The organism is Pseudomonas sp. GW823-FHT03E05 (assembly GCF_058796855.1).
This window is the reverse complement of sequence record NZ_JBXAJB010000008.1, coordinates 235334-256155: the sequence shown is the minus strand read 5'-3', so window position 1 is coordinate 256155 and position 20822 is coordinate 235334. Positions and strand designations below refer to the sequence as shown.

The window sequence follows — 20822 nt, the reverse complement described above, 5'->3', positions numbered from 1 at the left end:
CAATTTACAAAGACTAGCGCGATTTCAATACTCCAGAAAAACAATAACCGTCCGCCTTCCGGCCCCGGCTTGAAGAGGCGGCACACTGGAGTTGCTCCATGCTCGCCACCCTGGGTGTCATCACCATTCTCTGCCTGCTCGCGGCCGTCATGAGCAAGCGCCTGTCGCCTCTGGTCGCGCTGATTGCGCTGCCGATCATCGCCGCGCTGATCGGCGGCTTCGGTCTGCAGACCAGCGCCTTCATCGTCACCGGCATCAAGAACGTCGCCCCCGTGGTAGGCATGTTCGTGTTCGCTATCCTGTTCTTCGGCATCATGACCGACGCCGGCATGCTCGACCCGATCATCGACCGCATCCTGCGCACCGTCGGCACCCGGCCGACGCGGATCGTGGTCGGTACGGCGCTTCTAGCGCTGCTGGTGCACCTGGACGGTTCCGGCGCGGTGACCTTCCTGGTGACGGTGCCGGCAATGCTGCCGCTGTATACCCGGCTGGGCATCGATCGACGGATTCTGGCCTGTGTCGCGGCGATGGCCGCGGGGGTCAATTTCCTGCCCTGGACCGGCCCGGTACTGCGCTCATCAGCGGCCCTGCATGTGCCGGTGGCGGATCTGTTCCAGCCGCTGATCCCGGTGCAGATCGTCGGCCTGCTGTTCGTCTTCGCCAGCGCCTGGTGGCTCGGCCGCCGGGAGGAGCGCCGCCTGGGGCTCGGTGCCGATGCCACGGCCGGTGCAGGCATCCCGACCCGGGTATTGAGCCCCGCCGAAGAGGCGCTGCGCCGTCCCGGGCGCTTCTGGATCAACCTGCTGCTCACGGTGCTGGTGATGCTGGTGATGATTGCCGGCTGGGTCGATCCGGTGGTGATGTTCATGGTCGGCACGGTGCTGGCGCTGTGCATCAACTATCCGGATGTCGAGGCCCAGCGGGCACGCATCGATGCTCATGCCAAGACGGCCCTGACCATGGCCAGCATTCTCCTGGCGGCCGGCGTGTTCACCGGCATCATGCAGGGCAGCGGCATGCTCAAGGCGATTGCCGAAGTGGCGGTGGCGCAGATTCCTGCCGGTCACGGCAAGCTGATTCCGACTGTGGTGGGGTTCCTGTCCATGCCCCTGAGCATGCTGTTCGACCCTGACTCCTACTACTTTGGGGTGATGCCGGTGATTGCCGAAGTGGGCAAGGCCCTGGGTGTCGACCCGCTGCAAGTGGCCCAGGCTTCGTTGCTCGGCGTGCACACCACCGGTTTCCCGGTAAGCCCGCTGACCCCGGCGACCTTCCTGCTGGTGGGCCTGTGCAAGATCGAACTGGCCGACCACCAGCGTTTCACCATCCCCTTTCTATTCGCTGCGTCAGTGTTGATGACCCTGACCGCGCTGCTGCTGGGAGTTTTTTAAGATGAAAAGCCTACGTATCGGCTCCGGCGCCGGTTACTCCGGTGACCGTATCGAGCCCGCCATCGAGTTGGCGCAACAGGGCGACCTGGATTACCTGGTGTTCGAATGCCTGGCCGAGCGCACCATCGCCCTGGCGCAGCAGGCGCGCCTGGCCGACCCGCACAGCGGCTACGATCCGTTGCTGGGGGCACGGATGCGCGGGGTGCTGCCCTTTGTCGGCGCCACGGCCTCGGGGCGGCGTTTGCGCATCATCAGCAACATGGGGGCGGCCAATCCGTTGGCGGCGGTGGCCGAGGTGCAACGGATCGCGGCCGAGCTGGGCTTGCCAGGGCTCAAGGTGATCGCGGTGCTGGGGGACGATGTGCTCGAGAATCTGCGGGCCCGGCCGGAGTGGGTGCTGGACAACGGGCAGACCCTGGGCTCGCTGGGGCAGCGGCTGATTTCCGCCAATGCCTACCTGGGCGCCCAGGGCATCGTCGAGGCGCTGCAGGCCGATGCCGATGTAGTGATCACTGGGCGGGTGGCCGACCCCTCGTTGTTCCTGGCGCCGCAGATCTTCGAGTTCGGCTGGGCCGAGGATGACTGGCTGCGCCTGGGGCGCGGGACCCTGGTGGGGCATCTGCTGGAGTGCGCAGGGCAGGTCAGCGGCGGCTACTTTGCCGATCCGGGGGTCAAGAATGTGGCCGGTCTGGCGCGCCTGGGGTTCCCCCTGGCCGAAGTGGATGCACAGGGCGCGGCGCTGATCACCAAGGTCAAGGGCTCCGGGGGGCAGGTCAGCACCGCTACCTGTACCGAGCAGTTGATCTACGAAGTGCATGACCCGGCGGCCTACCTGACGCCGGATGTCTGTGCCGACTTTTCCGCAGTGGGCTTTGTCGAGGAGGCACCGGACCGGGTGCGGCTGCAAGGGGCGGCAGGCAGCCCACGGCCTGAGCGGCTCAAGGTCAGCGTCGGCTACCTGGATGGCTGGATCGGCGAAGGGCAGATTTCCTATGGCGGCCCTGGGGCTGTGGCCAGGGCGCGGCTGGCCCGGGACATCGTGCTCGAACGCCTGGCCCTGACCGGGGTACAGATGCAGGAAGTGCGCGCGGAACTGATCGGCATCGATGCCTTGCACGGTGTTGAACTGGGCCAGCGAGTGCTTGCCGAACCCTGGGAAGTGCGCCTGCGGGTGGCGGCTCGCTGCACGGACAAGGCCGAAGCGGTGCGCGTCGGCAATGAGGTGGAAACCCTCTATACCAATGGGCCCGCTGGTGGCGGCGGGGCCAGTAAAAGCCTGCGGCAGGTGGTGGCGGTGGCTTCGCTGTTACTGCCCCGGGAGGCCGTCAGGGTCACCTTGCATCAGGAGGTACGGGCATGAATGAGGTCAAATTGCGTGACTTGGCGCACTCGCGTACGGGGGACAAGGGCGACACTTCGAATATTTCGGTGATTGCCTACCGCGCTGAGGACTTTGCCTTTCTTTGCGAGCAGCTTACCGCCGAGCGCGTGGCGCAATATTTCGCCGGCTTGCTGGGGAGCGATGCGGCGCCGGTACAGCGCTATGTCCTGGAGAATGTGCGGGCCTTGAACTTTGTCTTGCCGGGCATCCTGCGCGGCGGAGTGACCCGCTCCCTGGCGCTGGATGCCCACGGCAAGTGCCTGGGCGCGGCCTTGCTTGACTTGCAGTTGGCTCGGGGCTGAAGAGCGCCGGGGAGGGCGTCAGACGGTCGCGAAGCGCTGGTTCAGGTAATCGATGATCACCTTGGATTCATACATCCAGGTGGTCTGGCCGTTGTCTTCGATGCGCAGGCACGGCACCTTGATCTTGCCGCCCTGCTCCAACAGGGCCTGGCGGTCCTGCTCGTTGTTTTTTGCGTCGCGCAGGGCCACCGGCACATTCAGGCGATGCAGGGTACGGCGGGTCTTCACGCAGAACGGGCAGGCGTGAAACTGGTACAGGGTCAGGCCCTTGGCGGCTTCCACGACTTGCGCCTGAGCGGCGGCGTCCCGCTGCTGCTTGCGTGGGCGGGTGATGAAGTCGATGAAAATGATGAGTTGGCCCAGGCCGACTCGCAGCGCTTTGACGATCACGGTTATTGCCTCTTGCCCATGAATGAAGGGGCGGCAGCTTACCTGATTTTTCCCGGGCGAAAAAAAACCGGCGATCAACGCCGGTTTTTTCGCCTGCAGCCTGTTACTTGATCAGGCTGAGGAATTCGCTGCGGGTCGCGGCATTCTCGCGGAACTCGCCCAGCATCACCGAGGTGATCATCGACGAATTCTGTTTCTCCACACCGCGCATCATCATGCACATGTGCTTGGCCTCGATCACCACGGCCACCCCGAGGGCGCCGGTCACTTGTTGGACGGCGTCGGCGATCTGCCGGCTGAGGTTTTCCTGGATCTGCAGGCGGCGGGCATACATATCGACGATGCGCGCGACTTTCGACAGCCCCAGGACCTTGCCGCTGGGAATGTAGGCGACATGGGCCTTGCCGATGAACGGCAGCAGGTGGTGTTCGCACAACGAGTAGAGCTCGATGTCCTTGACCAGGACCATTTCGCTGTTGTCGGAGCTGAACAAGGCACCGTTGGTGACCTCTTCCAGGGTTTGGGCATAACCGCGGCAGAGGTACTGCATGGCTTTGGCGGCACGCTTGGGCGTGTCGAGCAGGCCCTCGCGGGAGACGTCCTCGCCCAGTTGGCCGAGGATCGCGGTGTAATTCTGTTCCAGGGACATGAAACTACCTGTGGGATTTTACGCAAAGGGCAAGGGTACGGTGGCGGACACGACGCTGCAAGCGTGATGCAGCGGCTTTATTCGTCACGGCCTTCCATCATGGTGCGCTTGAGCATGACGTACAGCGCCCCGGTACCGCCATGCCTGGCCTGGCAGGAAGTGAAGCCCAGCACCTGCGGATGCTGGCGCAGCCAGGTGTTGACGTGGCTCTTGATCATCGGTCGCTTGCCGTCCAGGCGCACGGCCTTGCCGTGGGTGACGCGCACGCAGCGGATTTCGAACTGGGTGGCTTCAGCGAGAAAGGCCCAGAGGGTTTCCCGGGCCTTTTCCACGGTCATGCCATGCAGGTCGAGGCTGCCTTCAAAGGGGATCTGGCCGATCTTCAGCTTGCGCATCTGGCTTTCCTGGACCCCGTCGCGGGCCCACATCAGCTCATCTTCCGGCCCCACGTCGATGACGAACTGGTCGGACAGCCCGTCCACCGTGGTGGTCTCGCTGCGTACGGTGGCCGCCTGGCGCAACTTGGCGATCTGCGCCCGGTCGCTCTTGGGTTTGCCTGTATCGGCACGATCGTGCTTGATCGGCTTGACGCCGCGGATCTCGTTTTTGAACAGGGAAAAATCGTCGTCTTGCATGTCAGCCTCCGCGAAGGGCGGCTAGTTTACCCAACTCGGAACACCTTAAGGCGCGCAAATCGCGCCTCGGGAATGTCAGTCGTGTTTTTTCATCAGGTGCGGCGCCATGTTCAGCGCCAGGGGCTGGCGCATGCGCCGCCGGCAGCGCCGCCACAAGCGTACGCCGACATACAGCAGCAACAGGCCGACCACCAGGATCACCGCCGAGCCCGCCGGGCTGGCATTCATTTCCCCCAGCGCCGGGGCACGACCCAGCAGGCTCGCAGTACCGGCCATCGCCAGCAGCACGCCAAATGTCGCCAGTAGCGCGGAGAATCCCGCACCCAGGCGCAACCGCCAGTTTCGCGGGCTTTTGGGCCGCAATCGGCGTGCGTCAAAACCATCGGATATCTTCATTCCGACCTTCCTCAATGGGTATCGGCCCTTCGACCGGAAGTTGACCGGGTGGTTCCTGAGGCTAAGGCAATTGCTGCAAAGGCGAGGGGTTTATGGATGAGCGGCCCGCCAGCCGCTCACCAGGGCTGATCAGATCAGGCTTGCGGTCTGGGCGAGGGTGGCGAAGTTGTCGGCCATGATTGCCATTTCGGTTTGCTGAACGTGCTCGGCGCTGAGGATGCCACCCTTGTAGGGCAGGTCGCGGGTGGCGCAGGCGTCTTCTACCAGGGTGCAGCGAAAGCCCAGGTTCTTGGCCGCGCGCACGGTGGTGCTGACGCTGGAGTGGCTCATGAAACCGGCGACGATCAGGTCCAGGGAACCTAGGTCCTGCAGGCGCTTTTCCAGTTCGGTGCCGTGGAACGCGCTGGGCAGCAGTTTGCCGATGATGGTTTCGTCGCCTTGGGGTTCAAGGCCGGGAATGAATTCGCCGCGCTCGCCTTGTGGGTCGAACAGGCCGCCGACGGTACCGAGGTGGCGTACGTGCACCACTGGGCGACCGGCAGCCCGGGCCGCGGCCAGCAGTTGGCGGATGTTGGCCACTGCCGCGTCCATGCCGGACAGGGCCAGCGGGCCGCTGAGGTATTCTTTCTGGGCGTCGATGATCACAAGGGTCGCGTGGCTCAAATTGGCCGCTGCATAACCACGACCGCTGAGTTGAAACATCGTCTTTGGAACGGACATTCTGGGGCTCCTGTGAGTGGGGCTTTTGCGCCATTGTCCTCTGGCGGAGCGCTTCTGTGAATCGCTACTAACGTAAGGTGCGCCGTTGCTGGCCTGCAGCCTTGTCAAGTGGGGCAAGGTATGCAGCCTTCCCGAGCAAAAAAACGCTTGAACACTCTTGCCCGTCGCTGGTTTTTCATTCGTCGTCGGCAAGCGTTTTGGCTGTTAGAATCGCCGGTCGTTTTGTCAGGAGTCTGTCCCGTGATCACTTCCCGCCTGCGCACCTTGCGCGACCATATCCGCTGGGCCGTCAGCCGCTTTCATGGGGAGGATCTGTTCTTCGGCCATGGTACCGATAATGCCTGGGACGAGGCCCGTCAACTGGTGCTCGGCGCCTTGCACCTGCCTTGGGAAATTGCCGACAGCTACCTTGATTGCGCGTTGGAAGACGACGAGCTGGTCCATGTGCAGCACCTGCTCAAGCGTCGTATCCAGGAGCGCGTGCCTACCGCCTACCTGCTGGGCGAGGCCTGGTTCTGCGGCATGTCGTTCATTGTCGATGAGCGCGTGCTGATTCCCCGTTCGCCGATTGGCGAGCTGATCGAAAAACGTTTCGAGCCCTGGCTGGGCAGCGAGCCGGCACGGATTCTCGACCTGTGTACCGGTTCCGGCTGCATCGGTATCGCTTGTGCCTATGAATTCCGTGATGCCGAGGTGGTGTTGGCGGACCTGTCCTTCGAAGCCCTCGAAGTGGCCAACCAGAACATCGAGCGCCATGGCGTCGATGAGCGGGTGTTCACGGTCCAGGGCGACGGCTTCGATGGCCTGCCCGGGCAGCGCTTCGACCTGATCGTGTCCAACCCGCCCTATGTCGATGCCGAAGACTTCGCCGACATGCCGGATGAATACCAGCATGAGCCCGAGCTGGGCCTGGCCTGTGGCGAGGATGGCCTGAACCTGGTGCGGCGGATGCTGGCCGAGGCGGCGGACCACCTGACCGAGAAGGGCTTGCTGATTGTCGAGGTGGGCAACAGCCAGGTGCATGTCGAGGCGCTGTACCCGGAGGTCGACTTCGCCTGGCTGGACTTCGAGCGCGGTGGCCACGGTGTGTTCATGCTGACCGCGGAGCAGTGCCGCGACCATCAGGCGTTGTTCGCGTCCCGGGTCTGAGCCGATTGCCGGCCCGCGCAACGCGGGCCTCTGGCGGTCAGGCGTTGCGGCTCAGCGATGAGTCGCAATCCAGATCAGCAGCCCGGCCTGGAACACCGCAAAGGCCACCAGGCAGGTGATGGTGAAGCGCAGACCGGTGTCCTCGCGCTTGTACTTGGTGACTTTCTCTTCCTGCTTGCGCAGCTTCACTTCCAGTTCTTCAAGATTCTGTTCGGCCTGCTGGAGCATCTGCGCCGCTTCCAGAATCTCCACGAACTGCAGCTTTTCGCTGTTCCACTGGCCCAGCAGTTCACCCACCTGGACATCCTTGACGCTGCCCTTGAGGTGCTGGGCATCGGCATACACCACATCGAAACCCTGGGTGCGCAGCACGTGGTCGCGACGCAGGCGCGTGTCTTCGTTGAGGGCATCCTTGTTCGCCAGGTCGAAGCCGTCGACCCGGTAGTGCGGCCACTTCTTCTGGGCCCACTGCGCTGCCTGGGCCAGCAGGAAACGGCCGATTCCGCGGTTCAACGGTTCGACCTGCAGGCCGCCTTCGGGCTCGAAGTGCACCCGGCGAGTGTCGTGCTCGACCCACACATCCAGGTGATTCTGTTCCTTACGCACCCGTTGGCCGGGGAGGCTGATGGTCATGCGCAGCAGGCTGCGCTCTTTGTTGTTGCGTTCGGCATAACCGAACTCGACAAAGCGCAGAGGCCGTCCGCCCGTGGCGCGATCGGTCTGCAAGGGGGCCAGGCGCAGCATCTTGTGGTGCTCGGCCTGCACATCGGCCCACGGCAGCGGCGGCGCTTCCGGGGCGGCGGCTTCCTGCTCGGTGGCGGGTGAGTTCGGGGTATCAGTCATAACGGCGAGATCCTGTCCAATCGCTGCGCGCCGACAGCAATTGAACGGCCGGCAAAGGCTTATCGGCCGTTTTTTTCAGGACTGGAGGGCAAAAACAGCCTAACGGGTGTGAAGTCCGTCAATAAAATCGATGATCGCGCTGCCCAGTTCCGCTGCCAGGGGCAATTGCGGGTCCTTGTAGGAGGCCAGCTGGCGCTTGAGGTCATTGGGCACGATGCGCATCACATGGTTCATGCCTTCGATCAGGGCCAGTTGCGCATCCGGTTTGGCGGCCTTGAGGACCCTGGCGTCATCGACGCTGACCTGGATGTCGTTGCTGCCCTGGATGATCAGCGCCGGCATCTTCAGGCGGGCGAAGGCCGCCGCCGGGTCTTCGCGAAACAGGGTGATCAGGTAAGGCTGCACGCTGGGGCGAAAGATGACTTGCAGGGCAGGGGGCACATCCGGGTCGACCTTGCCGGCCTTGAGGCTGTCCAGCAGCTCATTGCTACGCAGCATCAGCGCCGGTGGCAGGCGGTAGCTCAACTGCTGGCGCAGGATCTGGTCCACCGGGCGGGCGGTTCCGGAGATCGAGATAACGCCTGCGGCATTCAGTTGCGGTGCCGCCAGCGTGGCGATCAGTGCGCCTTCGCTATGCCCCAGGACTATCAGTTGGCCCAGGCGTGGATCGGCCTTGAGCTTGTTGCCCCAGGCCACGGCATCCGCCACATAGGCGTCCAGGGTCAGGTTGCGTTCGTCCGGGGTCGCGGCGAGGCTGGCGGCCACGCCGCGCTTGTCATAACGCACGCTGGCGATGTTGTGCTTGGCCAGTACCCAGGCCAGGCGCTTGAGGCTGTCGTTGCGCCCGCCATCGGGGTTGTTGCCGTCGCGGTCAGTGGGGCCGGAGCCGGAAATGATCAGCACCACCGGCACCGGCTGCTCGGACTTGGGTAGCAGCAGCGAGCCGTACAGCTCACCGTGCCCGGTGTCCAGGCTCACGGGGCGTTGCAGGACGGCCGCATGAACCAGGCCGGTGAACAGGGAAAGGCTCAAGAGAAGAACTCGCAGCATCATCGCGCCATCATGGATAAGGTGCCGGTTTGACTCGGTAACAGGCAGAAGGTTCGAGGATGAACTAGTTGGGTAGCCTGCGTATACTGGCGCACGCGCTAATCCAGATTGAGTTATTTCGGCTGATTTCACGGAGCTCCCTGCATGTCCGGCAATACCTACGGCAAGCTGTTCACTGTCACCACCGCGGGCGAAAGCCATGGTCCGGCGTTGGTCGCCATTGTCGACGGCTGCCCGCCGGGCCTGGAACTGACGCTGGAGGACTTGCAGCGTGACCTGGACCGGCGCAAGCCTGGCACCAGCCGCCACACCACCCAGCGCCAGGAACCCGACGAGGTCGAGATCCTCTCCGGGGTGTTCGAAGGCAAGACCACCGGGTGTTCCATCGGCTTGTTGATCCGCAACACCGATCAGAAGTCCAAGGACTATTCGGCGATCAAGGACCTGTTCCGCCCGGCTCACGCCGACTACAGCTACCACCACAAGTACGGCATCCGCGACTACCGTGGTGGCGGCCGCAGCTCGGCCCGGGAAACCGCCATGCGCGTGGCGGCCGGGGCCATTGCCAAGAAGTACCTGGCCAGCCAGGGCATCGTGATTCGCGGCTACATGAGCCAGCTGGGCCCGATCGAGATTCCCTTCAAGACCTGGGATTCGGTAGACAACAACGCCTTCTTCAGCCCTGATCCGGACAAGGTTGCGGAACTGGAAGCCTATATGGACCAGTTGCGTCGAGACCAGGATTCGGTCGGAGCGAAGATCACCGTGGTGGCCGAAGGGGTGATGCCGGGCCTGGGCGAGCCGATTTTCGATCGCCTGGACGCCGAGCTGGCCCATGCGCTGATGAGCATCAACGCGGTCAAGGGCGTGGAGATCGGCGCCGGTTTCGCCTGCGTTGCCCAGCGCGGCACCGAGCACCGTGACGAACTGACCCCGCAAGGTTTCCTCAGCAATAACGCCGGCGGCATTCTGGGCGGCATCTCCTCGGGGCAGCCGATCGTCGCTCACCTGGCGCTCAAGCCGACCTCCAGCATTACCACCCCCGGGCGCTCCATCGATATCGACGGCAACCCGGTGGACGTGATCACCAAGGGGCGCCACGACCCGTGCGTGGGCATTCGCGCCACGCCGATCGCCGAGGCGATGATGGCCATCGTGCTGATGGATCACCTGCTGCGCCACCGCGGCCAGAATGCCGACGTGCGCGTCAGCACGCCGGTGCTGGGCCAGCTGTAATGCCGGTCCTGCCAGTCGCCACGGTCTGAAGGCCGTGGCGGCACTTCCCTACTGGCGGCTTTCCAGTTTCTACCTGTTCTATTTCGCGCTGCTGGGCTCGACCGCGCCATTCCTGGCGCTGTATTTCGATCACCTGGGGTTCTCCAGTGCGCGCATCGGCGAACTGGTGGCCATTCCCATGCTCATGCGCTGCGTGGCGCCCAACCTTTGGGGCTGGCTGGGGGACTACACCGGGCGGCGCCTGGCGATCGTGCGTTTTGGTGCGTTCTGCACCCTGGTCTGTTTCTCCCTGATCTTCGTCGACAAGAGCTATGCCTGGCTGGCGATGGTCATGGCCCTGCATGCTTTTTTCTGGCACGCGGTGCTGCCGCAGTTCGAAGTGATCACCCTGGCGCACCTGCAAGGCCAGGCTTCGCGCTACAGCCAGATCCGCCTCTGGGGCTCCATCGGCTTCATTCTTACCGTGGTGGCCCTGGGGCGTTTGTTCGAGTGGTTGAGCCTGGACATCTACCCGGTAGCGCTGGTGGTGATCATGGCGGGCATCGTCCTCAGCAGCCTGTGGGTGCCTAACGCCCAGCCGCGGGTGCAGGGGCCGCGGCACGCCGGGGAAGGCTTTGTCAGGCAACTGCGCAGCCCCGGTATGCTGGCCTTCTACCTGTGCGTGGCACTGATGCAGATGAGCCACGGCCCCTATTACACCTTCCTGACTCTGCACCTGGAGCGCCTGGGCTATACCCGCGGGGTGATCGGCATGCTCTGGGCCCTGGGTGTGGTGGCCGAAGTGTTGATGTTTCTGGCGATGAGCTGGCTCCTGGCGCGCTTTTCCGTGCGGCGGGTGCTGCTGGCGAGCTTCCTGCTGGCGGCTCTGCGCTGGTTGCTGCTGGGCAGCCTGGCGGAACACCTCGGGGTGCTGTTGTTGGCTCAGGTGCTGCACGCGGCGACCTTCGGCAGTTTCCACGCCGCCGCCATTCATTTTGTGCAGCGCAGTTTCGGTGCCCGCCAGCAAGGCCAGGGCCAGGCGTTGTACGCGGCCCTGGCGGGAACCGGGGGCGCCCTGGGGGCCCTGTATTCGGGTTATAGCTGGAATGCCCTGGGCCCCACATTGACCTTTAGTATTGCCAGCGTCGCAGCCTTGGCCGCAGCCGTTATCATTGCCACCCGCATGCAAGAGGAGTTGCCGTAATGAGCAGCCTGTCCGTCTACCACGTATCCAGTCCGGATCTGCCGAACAAGGTCCTGACCCACTTCGACGATATCGCTGCAACCCTGGCCGAGCAGGGGATTCGTTTCGATCGCTGGCCTGCCACCACGCGTGTTGCACCGGGCACCGGCCAGCAAGAAGTGATAAGCGCCTATCAGGAGCAGGTCGATCGCCTGATGACCGAGGGTGGCTACGCCAGCGTGGATGTCATCAGCCTCGATGAAGACCATCCGCAGAAGGCCGAGCTGCGCGCCAGCTTTCTCGATGAGCACCGCCACAGTGAGGATGAAGTACGTTTCTTCGTTGCGGGCCGGGGCCTGTTCAACCTGCACATCGATGACTATGTGTACGCCGTACTGTGCGAAAGGAATGACCTGATCTCGGTGCCGGCGGGCACCGCCCATTGGTTCGACATGGGCGAGCGGCCGAACCTGGTGGCCATCCGCATGTTCAACAACCCCCAGGGCTGGAACGCCAGCCTGACCGGCGACGCGATCGCCAGCCAGTTCCCGCGCCTGGACGATTGAGCGGGGAGCACAACGTCAACGGGCCGGACCCACGCAAGGTGGGGCCGGCCCGGACAGGTGCAGCGCAAGCGGCTTACGCGGAGTGGTAAGTCGGCAGGGCAAAGCGGTTCTGGCTTTGCAGCATGGAGATCTGTGGCAACTCACTGGCCTGTTCGGCCAAGTCCCGACGAATTGCGCTGATGACCCACGACAGTTGGTCGGCGGCGTGCAACTGTGCGTAGGAGATCGAACGCTTGAACTGTTTGCCTTCGCTGTTGCGCAGGGTCAACAGGATGCCACCGTCAGGGCGTGGCTGGGTGGTCACTTCGAAGTTGGAGAACAGGGAAGAAAATTTTTCTTGGATCAGGCTCATGTCTATCAGCTCCGTTAGCTCTTGAAGGGCAAGCGTGGAGTGATAGGTGCAGCGATTGTGCCAGTATTGTTTTTTTAAAATATCCTTTAAAAACAACAACTTATAAAAATCAAAAAAGCGCCTGTTCGTGCAAATTGCATGAATGGCCATCGTGCATCCTGCATTTTGCAGGTCCGCAGGGGGTGTTGGCGTGTGCCGTGGCAGTGTTGTGACCTCGGGCCAGGGTGGAAAATTCAATCGTTGAAGCGGGGACAAGTACGCTGCGTGGGGAGACCGAGGGTAGATACAAAAGTTTGCAAAAACCCCGTGTACAGCGTCGCGAGAGCTGACGTATTTTCCAGCCAGTCACGTTGGTTCAACCTGGCCTCGGCGGCCCCGCGAAAGCGGCTTGAACGGCGTTTCTGCGACATGGAATGTGTTGTGGCGCGATCTTGCGATCCCGCCCGACCAATAATAAGAACATAGGACGCTCTCCATGAACCTTTCCTGCGCCTCATCGCCGGTGCTCTTTGCAGCCCTGCGCTTGTCCTGCCTTCATCCCTTTGCGAGAGATATCCACAGCTCCCGCGTGCCGCTCGCCGCACCCTGGATCGCTACCCCCGGTTGAGCCTTGCGCCGCTGTTGCCAACGCCCGGCCGGCCAGGCCCGGGCCCAGATCCTTGCTGTGCAACCGGAGCAACCATGAACAAGCACAAGAGCGACATGATCACCTGGGGCATGATGCTGCGTAAGGTGCCCTCCATTGCCAGGGCACTGCCGCGGGTGGTGCGGGGCATGAAGGCGGGCAATATCGACAACCCGGACCAGCCCTGCGGCCTGGGCTGGAGCTTTGAGCAGGCGACCCTGCGCAACCCCGAGGGGCCGGCCTTGCTGTACGGTGATCGGGTGCTCAGTTATGCCCAGGTCAATCAATGGGCCAACCGCATTGCTGCCTACCTGCAGGAGCAGGGCATCGGCAAGGGTGATGTGCTGGCGATCTTCATCGAGAACCGCCCGGAATTGCTGGTCACGGTGCTGGCGGTGGCCAAGCTTGGAGGCATTTGCGCGATGCTCAACACCGCGCAGACCCAGGGCGTGCTGGCGCACAGCCTGGCGTTGGTGAAACCGGCGGCGATCATCCTCGGCGGCGAGCTGCAGGCCGCTTACTCGGCGGTACGCGAGCAGGTGGGCATCGATCCGCAGCGCACCTGGTTCGTGGCCGATCAGGACACCTTTGCCGACCCCGGGCCGACCCCCGAGGGAATGCGCAACCTGATGGCCGAGAGCGCCGGTTACCCATCGGACAACCTGGCGCAGACCCAGCGCATCTTCCTCAACGACCCTTGCTTCTACATCTACACCTCCGGCACCACGGGGCTCCCCAAGGCCGGGATCTTCAAGCATGGTCGCTGGATGCGCACCTCTGCCGGCTTCGGCACCATCGCCCTGGATATGCAGCCCGGCGACGTGGTGTATTGCACCTTGCCGCTGTACCACGCCACCGGTCTGTGCGTGTGCTGGGGTTCGGCGATTACCGGCGCCTCGGGCTTTGCCATCCGCCGCAAATTCAGCGCCAGCCAGTTCTGGGATGACGTGCGCCGCTACAAGGCCACGACCGTGGGTTATGTCGGGGAGTTGTGCCGCTACCTGATCGACCAGCCGGCTTGCGCACGGGATACCGAGCACGGGGTCTCGAAGATGATCGGCAACGGGCTGCGCCCGGGCGTCTGGAGCGAGTTCAAGCAACGTTTCGGCGTCGGTCATATCTGTGAGTTGTATGCCGCCAGCGACGGCAATATCGGTTTCAGCAACATCCTCAACTTCGACAATACCGTGGGCTTTTCCCTGATCCCCTGGGCGCTGGTGGAATACGCCCACGATACCGGTGCGCCACTACGCAACAGCCAGGGCTTCATGCAGAAGGTAGCCAAGGGTGGCCAGGGGCTGCTGCTGGCGAAGATCGACGACAAGGCGCCCCTGGATGGCTACACCGACCCGGAAAAGAACCTCAAGGTGATTCTCAAGGACGTATTCGAGAAGGGCGACTGCTACTTCAACACCGGCGATCTGCTGCGCGATATCGGCTTTGGCCATGTGCAGTTCGTCGACCGGCTGGGAGATACCTATCGCTGGAAGGGAGAGAACGTTTCCACCACCGAGGTGGAGAACGTCCTGCTGGGGCACCCGCAGGTTGCCGAGGTGGTGGCCTATGGTGTCGAGATCCACAACACCAACGGTCGGGCCGGGATGGTGGCGATCACTCCGGCAGAATCCCTGGCGACCCTGGATTTCAGCGAGTTGCTGCAGTTCGCCCGGCAGCAGTTGCCGGCCTACGCAGTGCCGCTGTTCCTGCGGATCAAAGTGAAGATGGACACCACCGGCACCTTCAAGTACCAGAAGAGTCGCCTCAAGGAGCAGGCATTCGATCTGCAGCAAATCGGTGACGAGCCGGTGTATGCCTGGTTGCCGGGCTCGGATACCTACGTGCGGCTGACCCCGCGGATTCTCGCGGACATTCAGGGTGGGCGCCTGCGTTATTGATTCTGCCTATGGTGGCTCTCGGGAAAAAAGGGATGACAGGCTGGCGCCGGCTTGGGGAAACTAGCGCCTTTCCGAATTGCCGAACCTGGAGTTTCCGATGACCGACAAAAGCCGCCAGATGACTGAAGAAGAGGCCGCCCAGTTTGTCGAACAGGTGTTCAACGTGGCCCGCCAGGGCGACGCACAGATGCTCGACAAACTGGCTGCCAGTGGCCTGCCGGTCAACCTGCGCAATCACAAGGGCGACACGCTGCTGATGCTCGCCGCCTATCACGGCCATGTGGACGCGGTGCAGGTGCTGCTCAAGCACCAGGCCGACCCCGAGATCCGCAACGACAACGGCCAGAGCCCGATTGCCGGGGCTGCCTTCAAGGGCGACCTGGCGGTGGTCAAGGCGCTGGTGGAGGGGGGCGCCCAGGTGGAAGGCTCGTCCTTCGACGGACGTACCGCGCTGATGATGGCGGCGATGTTCAACCGCACGGAAATCGTCACCTACCTGATCAGCCAGGGCGCCGACCCCAAGGCCCGCGACAGCAATGGCGTGAGTGCCCTGGAAGCGGCCAAGACCATGGGCGCCATGGATACCACGGCGCAGCTGGAAAAACTCCTGGCCTGAGCCGGCGATGATCGGGGCGTGCAGGCGTCAGGTACTGCCTGGCGTGATAGCTCGGGCACTTTAGGCTATTCTTCGCGCCCCTTGATTTCCTCGCTTCCAGGATGTGCCCATGAAAACCGCCCTTATCGAACTCATTAGCAAGATCAGCTCCGGGTGCATGGGCGATGCCGAGATCCAGCAGATCGCCGAGGAGGCGAGCCAGGCCTACGCCGACCCTCAGGGATTCCTGGCAGCCAACCCGGATATCAACTACGACGACAGCTTCCCCATTCCCCTGGGGGAATGGGTGGTGGTCGGCAGCCTGCCGGAAACCGTGTTGTTTCAGGCCGATACCTATGTCGACCTGTTCGCCCAGATCGTCGCCTCGTTCGGCAAGGACGTGGCTTTCAACATCAAGCCCAAGCAGTTGGCCAAGATCGAAGCCCTGACGGCCTTGAACCGCATCCAGATCCAGATGGGCAGCATGAACCCGGAAAACGGCGGCTATGTGTTGATGAACTTCAGCCAGTTGCTGGATGACGAGTTGCAGATGGTACTGGTCTACGGCAACGACGTGCCGCGGGTGCTGGAGCTGTGTGCCGAGGTCGGGATCGCCGCAGCGCCGGCCCTGGAGGCCTTGAAGATCGCCGTTCATGTCTGAAGCCCGAGCGGCTGTGGAATAAAACGGAACCCTGATCCAGCACGGCTATCCTAAAGAGGCACGCCATCATTTAGGGAGCGACACCATGGGTTCCACCTTCAATGGCCTGGTTGGCCTGATCATTCTGGCCCTGGATATCTGGGCCATCATCAACGTACTCAAAAGCGGCGCCGAAACCGGGATGAAGATCCTCTGGGTGCTCTTGATCATTCTCCTGCCGGTGCTGGGGCTGATCATCTGGGCGATCGCCGGGCCGCGAGGCAATGTGCGGCTCTGAAGCGGGAGACGCAGGTTGCACAGGGAAAAGGGCCGTCAGGCCCTTTTTTGTGTGACTAAACATGCGTTGAACGAAATTTTCACAAACGCTCTAAGACAATTCGCCGGCGCTTTTTCCCCGGTATAACTCTCTGCAATCTCTTGTCCCAGAGCCGTTGGCAGTGGGTTTTTCGGTGCTGCCCACTAATCAATGGCAATGCCTTGAGTGATCGTGCAACATTTGCGCACCGCGAATTCCCCCGTCGCCCTGGCGGCAACAAGAGGGCAGAACGCAGCTTTATCTTTGCAACTTAAACTTCCAATGGGTCCTAAAACCACATGGCAAACTCGGATGCCCTGAGTCAGCAGCGATCCTCGAATCGCCTGCTGCAACCGACCGTTAAATCCCATCTGGCCTACACGCTGTTGTGCGCCCTGGTCATGATGGTGATGCTTTCCCTGTTGCGCGTCGCGCTGCTGATCTACAACCGCGAGATGATTCTCGACACTCCGGCCTCGACCTTCCTCGAAGCGTTTGCCAACGGGCTGCGTTTTGACCTGCGGCTGGTGGTCTACCTCAGCGTACCGCTGCTGCTGGCGCTGTTCAGCGCCCGGGCCATGGCGGCTCGCGGGGTGTTGCGCTTCTGGCTGACAGTCACCTCCAGCATCGCGCTGTTCCTCGGCCTGATGGAGATGGACTTCTACCGAGAGTTCCACCAGCGCCTCAACGGCCTGGTCTTCCAGTATGTGAAGGAAGATCCGAAAACCGTGATGAGCATGCTCTGGTACGGCTTCCCGGTGGTCCGCTACCTGCTGGCCTGGGCCGTGGGCACCTGGATCCTGAGCCTGGCATTCAAGGGGGCCGACCGCGCCACCCGGCCCCGCGGCCCGTTCAGCGGCGGCAATGTCGGCACCCGGCAGATTGCCCCCTGGTATGCGCGCATTGCGGTGTTCGTGGTGTGTCTGCTGATCTGCGTGGTTGCAGCCCGTGGCACTCTGCGCCAGGGCCCGCCGATGCGTTGGGGTGACGTCTACACCACCGAATCCAACTTCGCCAACCAGTTGGGCCTCAATGGCACGCTGCAACTGATGGCGGCGGCCAAGGATCGTCTGTCCGAGGACCGCACCAATATCTGGAAGGCCACCTTGCCTCAGCCTCTGGCGCAGCAGACCGTGCGCGACATGCTGCTGGTGCCGAGTGACAAGCTGGTGGATGCCGACATCGCCGCTGTACGCCGCACCTACACGCCGGATGGGGAAAAGACCCTGCCGATCAAGAACGTCGTGGTGATCCTGATGGAAAGCTTCGCCGGGCATTCGGTGGGCGCCCTGGGACGTCCGGGGGAGATCACTCCGTACTTCGACAAACTGTCCAAGGAAGGCCTGCTGTTCGACCGCTTCTTCTCCAACGGCACCCACACCCACCAGGGCATGTTCGCCACCATGGCGTGCTTCCCCAACCTGCCTGGCTTCGAATACCTGATGCAGACCCCGGAAGGCAGCCACAAGCTGTCCGGCCTGCCGCAACTGCTCAGTGCTCGCAACTACGATGACGTGTATGTCTACAACGGCGATTTCGCCTGGGACAACCAGTCGGGGTTCTTCAGCAACCAGGGCATGACCAACTTCATCGGCCGTAACGACTTCGTCAATCCGGTGTTCTCCGACCCGACCTGGGGCGTGTCCGACCAGGACATGTTCAACCGCGGCCTGGAAGAGTTGAAGGCCCGGGAAGGCAAGGGGCCGTTCTATGCCCTGCTGCAGACCCTGTCCAACCACACGCCGTATGCCCTGCCCACGCCTTTGCCGGTGGACAAGGTGACCGACCGCGGCAGCCTCAACGAACACCTGACGGCCATGCGCTACTCCGACTGGGCCCTGGGCCAGTTCTTCGAGAAAGCGCGCAAGGAGCCTTACTTCAAGGAAACCCTGTTCGTGGTAGTGGGCGACCATGGCTTCGGCAACGAGCAGCAGATCACCGAAATGGACCTGGGGCGCTTCAACGTGCCCATGTTGATGATCGCTCCGGGCATCCAGGAAAAGTTCGGCCAGCGTGACCACACCGTGGGCACCCAGATCGACATCGTGCCCACCATCATGGGCCGCCTGGGTGGCGACGTACTGCACCAGTGCTGGGGGCGCGACCTGCTCAACCTGCCGGAAGGCGACAAGGGCTTCGGCGTGATCAAGCCTTCGGGCAGTGACCAGACCGTAGCGCTGCTGACGGCGGACCGGGTGCTGGTACTGCCCAAGGAAATGCCGCCACGGCTGTACAAGTACGAACTGGGTTCGGCACCGGGGGGCGAACTGATCCCGGATTCTGCCGATGAGGCGCAGCTCAAGCAGAAGCTGGAATCCTTCCTGCAGACGGCGACCAAGAGCTTGCTCGACAACACCGCAGGCGTGGTCAACGGGAAACCGGACTAAACGCTGTAGCGCCGGCCCTGTCATGCGGGGTTGGCGCAAGTTGCCCGCGTGAATAAAACACTCCACAAGTGGGGTGTTTTTTATTCAGGCTTATAAAAAGGCGCCGGTGAAGACCGGCGCCTTTTTACGTGCAAACATACTCTGGGGCGAGCAATAAGGGCGTTATATCCTGCCCAGCAGCAAGAGTACCAACAGCACCACCAGCACGACGCCAATGATTCCTGAAGGCCCATAACCCCAGCTTCTGGAGTGCGGGAATACTGGCAGGCCGCCAATCAGCAGCAGAATCAGAATAACGATCAGAATGGTGCCCATGGCTGTTTCCTTATTGGAATAGAGTTGAACAACGCAGTTATTCAAGGACAAGTTCGTTTTAGGGATAAAGCGAACCGCTTAATAAATCCGACTCTGCGCCCTTCCAGAAAATTCCAAGTATTTTTAAAGCTTTCTGCTTTCGGTCTTATTTCCTTTGCGCCTGCCCGGAGCAGGGGGGCGGATGACAGGTCGGGGGCACCGGGCCGGCGGTTTGCCCGGGGCATTCAGCACCCTGATGGTGCGTGGGTGGCGCAGGGGCCTTCGCTACACTGCGGCTCATCTTCCCCGGAACAACAAGGCAACTCTTATGCAAAATCGCATGATGATCACTGGCGCCGGCTCCGGCCTGGGTCGCGAAATCGCTTTGCGCTGGGCCCGCGAGGGCTGGCGGCTGGCCTTGTCCGATGTCAGCGAGGCGGGCCTGCAGGAAACCCTGAAACTGGTGCGTGCAGCCGGTGGTGACGGTTTTGTGCAGCGTTGCGATGTGCGTGACTACAGCCAGTTGACCGCCTTCGCTCAGGCCTGCGAGGTGAAGTTCGGCGGCATCGACATCATCGTCAACAACGCCGGCGTGGCCTCTGGCGGGTTCTTCAGCGAACTGTCGCTGGAGGATTGGGACTGGCAGATCGCGATCAACCTGATGGGGGTGGTCAAGGGCTGCAAGGCCTTCCTGCCGCTGCTGGAGCAGAGCAAGGGCAAGATCATCAATATCGCTTCCATGGCGGCCTTGATGCAGGGCCCGGCCATGAGCAACTACAACGTGGCCAAGGCCGGAGTGGTGGCGCTTTCCGAGAGCCTGTTGATCGAGCTCGCGCAGCAGGAAATCGGCGTGCATGTGGTCTGCCCGTCGTTCTTCCAGACCAACCTGCTGGACTCCTTCCGGGGGCCGACCCCGGCCATGAAGGCCCAGGTGGGCAAGTTGCTGGAAAACTCGCCGATCACCGCCGCCGAGATCGCCGACTACATCCATGCCCAGGTCGATGCCGGTCAGTTCATGATCCTGCCCCATGAGCAGGGCCGTATGGCCTGGGCCCTGAAGCAGAAAAATCCCCAGGCGCTGTACGACGAAATGACCCTGATGGCCGACAAGATGCGCGCCAAGGCCAAGCAAAGCGCCAGTTGAGCTTGCCCAATCCCCCTGGGCGTCGTTAGGGTTGCCGGCATCCGACAATCCTGACGAGTTCCTGCATGCTCAATTACCTGTGGTTCTTCCTCGCCGCGCTGTTTGAAATCGCCGGCTGCTATGCGTTCTGGATGTGGCTGCGTCAGGGCAAGAGTGCCTTGTGGGTGATTCCCGCGCTGGTCAGCCTGACCCTGTTCGCCCTGTTGCTGACCAAGGTCGAGGCCACCTACGCCGGGCGCGCCTATGCCGCCTACGGAGGCATCTATATCGTCGCTTCGATTGGCTGGCTGGCAGTGGTGGAGCGGGTACGGCCCCTGGGTTCGGATTGGCTGGGGCTGGCGCTGTGCGTGATCGGGGCCAGTGTGATTCTGTTCGGCCCGCGCTTTTCCAATGGCTGAATAACCCGGCCCAGAGAAGCTGGGCCGGGGGTAGGGTCAGTCGAACAGATCCTTGGGCACATCGTGCTTGAGCATCAGTTGGCACTGTTCGCTGTCCGGATCGAAGACGATTACCGCCTGGCCCTTGGTCAAGGCCTGGCGCACCCGCAGCACACGGGTCTCCAGGGGCGTTTCATCACCGTTGTCGGTGCCCTCGCGGGTTACGAAGTCCTCGATCAGGCGGGTCAGGGTGTCGACTTCAAGTTGGTCGTGGGGAATCAGCATGGGGGCCTCCGGCAAACAATCCGGGATCCTACTGCGCCC

Annotated in this window: 24 protein-coding genes; 14 read left to right on the top strand and 10 right to left on the bottom strand. The window is 62.5% G+C overall.

The annotated features are described in order from the left end of the window. The first annotated feature begins 98 nt into the window (after window positions 1–98). The 3 genes from AC1RCO_RS28010 to AC1RCO_RS28000 are packed head-to-tail and all read left to right on the top strand — an operon-like array spanning window position 99 to window position 3077. Window positions 99–1394, top strand: coding sequence for a CitMHS family transporter (locus tag AC1RCO_RS28010; RefSeq protein ID WP_011062629.1), 1296 nt, complete (start codon window positions 99–101; stop codon window positions 1392–1394). 1 nt (window position 1395) lies between these two features. Then, on the top strand, window positions 1396–2754 hold the full coding sequence (locus AC1RCO_RS28005) for an acyclic terpene utilization AtuA family protein (protein WP_207239742.1): 1359 nt from the start codon (window positions 1396–1398) through the stop codon (window positions 2752–2754). Further along, window positions 2751–3077 (top strand): AtuA-related protein, encoded by a 327-nt coding sequence (locus tag AC1RCO_RS28000; protein ID WP_011062627.1) that lies wholly within the window; start codon window positions 2751–2753, stop codon window positions 3075–3077. Before AC1RCO_RS28005 ends, AC1RCO_RS28000 begins: the two co-directional genes overlap by 4 nt. An 18-nt stretch (window positions 3078–3095) precedes the next feature. Here AC1RCO_RS28000 and AC1RCO_RS27995 read toward each other — a convergent pair whose 3' ends face one another. The 5 genes from AC1RCO_RS27995 to AC1RCO_RS27975 form a co-directional block, all read right to left on the bottom strand. Then, window positions 3096–3467, bottom strand: coding sequence for a glutathione S-transferase N-terminal domain-containing protein (locus AC1RCO_RS27995; protein ID WP_011062626.1), 372 nt, complete (start codon window positions 3465–3467; stop codon window positions 3096–3098). A gap of 103 nt (window positions 3468–3570) precedes the next feature. Next, a complete protein-coding gene (gene folE, locus AC1RCO_RS27990; RefSeq protein ID WP_011062625.1) occupies window positions 3571–4116 on the bottom strand; it encodes a GTP cyclohydrolase I FolE in 546 nt (181 codons plus the stop codon). A gap of 77 nt (window positions 4117–4193) precedes the next feature. Then, on the bottom strand, window positions 4194–4751 hold the full coding sequence (locus tag AC1RCO_RS27985) for a Smr/MutS family protein (RefSeq protein ID WP_011062624.1): 558 nt from the start codon (window positions 4749–4751) through the stop codon (window positions 4194–4196). A 75-nt stretch (window positions 4752–4826) separates the two neighbouring features. Continuing rightward, window positions 4827–5147, bottom strand: coding sequence for a hypothetical protein (locus AC1RCO_RS27980; protein ID WP_011062623.1), 321 nt, complete (start codon window positions 5145–5147; stop codon window positions 4827–4829). Between the two features lie 129 nt (window positions 5148–5276). After that, entirely contained in the window at window positions 5277–5867 is a 591-nt protein-coding gene (locus tag AC1RCO_RS27975; RefSeq protein WP_011062622.1) for a cysteine hydrolase family protein, read from the bottom strand. Window positions 5868–6107: 240 nt separating this feature from the next. Here AC1RCO_RS27975 and prmB point away from each other — a divergent pair, with 240 nt between their 5' ends. Then, window positions 6108–7016 (top strand): 50S ribosomal protein L3 N(5)-glutamine methyltransferase, encoded by a 909-nt coding sequence (gene prmB / locus AC1RCO_RS27970; RefSeq protein ID WP_041119437.1) that lies wholly within the window; start codon window positions 6108–6110, stop codon window positions 7014–7016. 51 nt (window positions 7017–7067) lie between these two features. Here the strand turns inward: prmB and AC1RCO_RS27965 are convergent, their stop codons facing one another. Next, window positions 7068–7859: a hypothetical protein gene (locus AC1RCO_RS27965; RefSeq protein WP_065365443.1), complete on the bottom strand. Its 792-nt coding sequence runs from the start codon at window positions 7857–7859 to the stop codon at window positions 7068–7070. 99 nt (window positions 7860–7958) lie between these two features. Then, window positions 7959–8912, bottom strand: a complete 954-nt coding sequence (locus tag AC1RCO_RS27960; RefSeq protein WP_015636592.1) for an alpha/beta hydrolase — start codon at window positions 8910–8912, stop codon at window positions 7959–7961. 141 nt (window positions 8913–9053) lie between these two features. On the opposite strand from AC1RCO_RS27960, the gene aroC reads away from it, so the two are divergent. The 3 genes from aroC to AC1RCO_RS27945 are packed head-to-tail and all read left to right on the top strand — an operon-like array spanning window position 9054 to window position 11873. Further along, window positions 9054–10145, top strand: coding sequence for a chorismate synthase (gene aroC / locus AC1RCO_RS27955; protein ID WP_065365444.1), 1092 nt, complete (start codon window positions 9054–9056; stop codon window positions 10143–10145). Window positions 10146–10179: 34 nt separating this feature from the next. Then, entirely contained in the window at window positions 10180–11328 is a 1149-nt protein-coding gene (locus AC1RCO_RS27950) for an MFS transporter (protein WP_207239743.1), read from the top strand. Next, window positions 11328–11873: a 1,2-dihydroxy-3-keto-5-methylthiopentene dioxygenase gene (locus tag AC1RCO_RS27945; protein ID WP_065365446.1), complete on the top strand. Its 546-nt coding sequence runs from the start codon at window positions 11328–11330 to the stop codon at window positions 11871–11873. The genes AC1RCO_RS27950 and AC1RCO_RS27945 overlap by 1 nt, the downstream gene beginning before the upstream one ends. A 73-nt stretch (window positions 11874–11946) precedes the next feature. Here the strand turns inward: AC1RCO_RS27945 and AC1RCO_RS27940 are convergent, their stop codons facing one another. Next, window positions 11947–12225 (bottom strand): DUF3509 domain-containing protein, encoded by a 279-nt coding sequence (locus tag AC1RCO_RS27940; RefSeq protein ID WP_019093389.1) that lies wholly within the window; start codon window positions 12223–12225, stop codon window positions 11947–11949. 681 nt (window positions 12226–12906) lie between these two features. Here AC1RCO_RS27940 and AC1RCO_RS27935 point away from each other — a divergent pair. The 5 genes from AC1RCO_RS27935 (at window position 12907) to AC1RCO_RS27915 (ending at window position 18683) form a co-directional block, all read left to right on the top strand. Next, complete coding sequence (locus AC1RCO_RS27935) at window positions 12907–14745, top strand: long-chain-acyl-CoA synthetase (RefSeq protein ID WP_207239744.1); 1839 nt, start codon at window positions 12907–12909, stop codon at window positions 14743–14745. Window positions 14746–14842: 97 nt separating this feature from the next. Continuing rightward, on the top strand, window positions 14843–15361 hold the full coding sequence (locus AC1RCO_RS27930; RefSeq protein WP_011062613.1) for an ankyrin repeat domain-containing protein: 519 nt from the start codon (window positions 14843–14845) through the stop codon (window positions 15359–15361). Between the two features lie 109 nt (window positions 15362–15470). Further along, on the top strand, window positions 15471–16001 hold the full coding sequence (locus AC1RCO_RS27925) for a hypothetical protein (RefSeq protein WP_015636586.1): 531 nt from the start codon (window positions 15471–15473) through the stop codon (window positions 15999–16001). 85 nt (window positions 16002–16086) lie between these two features. Continuing rightward, complete coding sequence (locus AC1RCO_RS27920; protein ID WP_011062611.1) at window positions 16087–16278, top strand: PLDc N-terminal domain-containing protein; 192 nt, start codon at window positions 16087–16089, stop codon at window positions 16276–16278. A 317-nt stretch (window positions 16279–16595) separates the two neighbouring features. Next, a complete protein-coding gene (locus tag AC1RCO_RS27915) occupies window positions 16596–18683 on the top strand; it encodes an LTA synthase family protein (protein WP_011062610.1) in 2088 nt (695 codons plus the stop codon). 162 nt (window positions 18684–18845) lie between these two features. On the opposite strand, the gene AC1RCO_RS27910 is transcribed toward AC1RCO_RS27915, so the two are convergent. Then, complete coding sequence (locus tag AC1RCO_RS27910) at window positions 18846–18998, bottom strand: DUF3309 family protein (protein ID WP_007945780.1); 153 nt, start codon at window positions 18996–18998, stop codon at window positions 18846–18848. Between the two features lie 307 nt (window positions 18999–19305). Here AC1RCO_RS27910 and AC1RCO_RS27905 point away from each other — a divergent pair, with 307 nt between their 5' ends. Then, on the top strand, window positions 19306–20121 hold the full coding sequence (locus AC1RCO_RS27905) for an SDR family oxidoreductase (RefSeq protein WP_011062608.1): 816 nt from the start codon (window positions 19306–19308) through the stop codon (window positions 20119–20121). A 65-nt stretch (window positions 20122–20186) separates the two neighbouring features. Next, on the top strand, window positions 20187–20519 hold the full coding sequence (locus tag AC1RCO_RS27900) for a YnfA family protein (RefSeq protein ID WP_011062607.1): 333 nt from the start codon (window positions 20187–20189) through the stop codon (window positions 20517–20519). 36 nt (window positions 20520–20555) lie between these two features. Here AC1RCO_RS27900 and AC1RCO_RS27895 read toward each other — a convergent pair whose 3' ends face one another. Next, window positions 20556–20783, bottom strand: a complete 228-nt coding sequence (locus AC1RCO_RS27895) for a YheU family protein (protein ID WP_207239745.1) — start codon at window positions 20781–20783, stop codon at window positions 20556–20558. Window positions 20784–20822 lie beyond the last annotated feature (39 nt).

What these genes read in the sequence shown, in the direction of transcription:
- AC1RCO_RS27945 (WP_065365446.1), top strand. Translation starts at nt 11,328, where the DNA reads ATGAGCAGCCTGTCCGTCTACCACGTATCCAGTCCGGATCTGCCGAAC.
- AC1RCO_RS28005 (WP_207239742.1), top strand. Translation starts at nt 1,396, where the DNA reads ATGAAAAGCCTACGTATCGGCTCCGGCGCCGGTTACTCCGGTGACCGT.
- AC1RCO_RS27900 (WP_011062607.1), top strand. Translation starts at nt 20,187, where the DNA reads ATGCTCAATTACCTGTGGTTCTTCCTCGCCGCGCTGTTTGAAATCGCC.
- aroC (WP_065365444.1), top strand. Translation starts at nt 9,054, where the DNA reads ATGTCCGGCAATACCTACGGCAAGCTGTTCACTGTCACCACCGCGGGC.
- AC1RCO_RS27940 (WP_019093389.1), bottom strand. Translation starts at nt 12,225, where the DNA reads ATGAGCCTGATCCAAGAAAAATTTTCTTCCCTGTTCTCCAACTTCGAA.
- AC1RCO_RS27930 (WP_011062613.1), top strand. Translation starts at nt 14,843, where the DNA reads ATGACCGACAAAAGCCGCCAGATGACTGAAGAAGAGGCCGCCCAGTTT.
- AC1RCO_RS27925 (WP_015636586.1), top strand. Translation starts at nt 15,471, where the DNA reads ATGAAAACCGCCCTTATCGAACTCATTAGCAAGATCAGCTCCGGGTGC.
- AC1RCO_RS27960 (WP_015636592.1), bottom strand. Translation starts at nt 8,912, where the DNA reads ATGATGCTGCGAGTTCTTCTCTTGAGCCTTTCCCTGTTCACCGGCCTG.
- AC1RCO_RS27910 (WP_007945780.1), bottom strand. Translation starts at nt 18,998, where the DNA reads ATGGGCACCATTCTGATCGTTATTCTGATTCTGCTGCTGATTGGCGGC.
- AC1RCO_RS27975 (WP_011062622.1), bottom strand. Translation starts at nt 5,867, where the DNA reads ATGTCCGTTCCAAAGACGATGTTTCAACTCAGCGGTCGTGGTTATGCA.
- AC1RCO_RS27935 (WP_207239744.1), top strand. Translation starts at nt 12,907, where the DNA reads ATGAACAAGCACAAGAGCGACATGATCACCTGGGGCATGATGCTGCGT.
- AC1RCO_RS27980 (WP_011062623.1), bottom strand. Translation starts at nt 5,147, where the DNA reads ATGAAGATATCCGATGGTTTTGACGCACGCCGATTGCGGCCCAAAAGC.
- AC1RCO_RS28010 (WP_011062629.1), top strand. Translation starts at nt 99, where the DNA reads ATGCTCGCCACCCTGGGTGTCATCACCATTCTCTGCCTGCTCGCGGCC.
- folE (WP_011062625.1), bottom strand. Translation starts at nt 4,116, where the DNA reads ATGTCCCTGGAACAGAATTACACCGCGATCCTCGGCCAACTGGGCGAG.
- AC1RCO_RS27985 (WP_011062624.1), bottom strand. Translation starts at nt 4,751, where the DNA reads ATGCAAGACGACGATTTTTCCCTGTTCAAAAACGAGATCCGCGGCGTC.
- AC1RCO_RS27965 (WP_065365443.1), bottom strand. Translation starts at nt 7,859, where the DNA reads ATGACTGATACCCCGAACTCACCCGCCACCGAGCAGGAAGCCGCCGCC.
- AC1RCO_RS27905 (WP_011062608.1), top strand. Translation starts at nt 19,306, where the DNA reads ATGCAAAATCGCATGATGATCACTGGCGCCGGCTCCGGCCTGGGTCGC.
- AC1RCO_RS28000 (WP_011062627.1), top strand. Translation starts at nt 2,751, where the DNA reads ATGAATGAGGTCAAATTGCGTGACTTGGCGCACTCGCGTACGGGGGAC.
- AC1RCO_RS27920 (WP_011062611.1), top strand. Translation starts at nt 16,087, where the DNA reads ATGGGTTCCACCTTCAATGGCCTGGTTGGCCTGATCATTCTGGCCCTG.
- AC1RCO_RS27895 (WP_207239745.1), bottom strand. Translation starts at nt 20,783, where the DNA reads ATGCTGATTCCCCACGACCAACTTGAAGTCGACACCCTGACCCGCCTG.
- AC1RCO_RS27915 (WP_011062610.1), top strand. Translation starts at nt 16,596, where the DNA reads ATGGCAAACTCGGATGCCCTGAGTCAGCAGCGATCCTCGAATCGCCTG.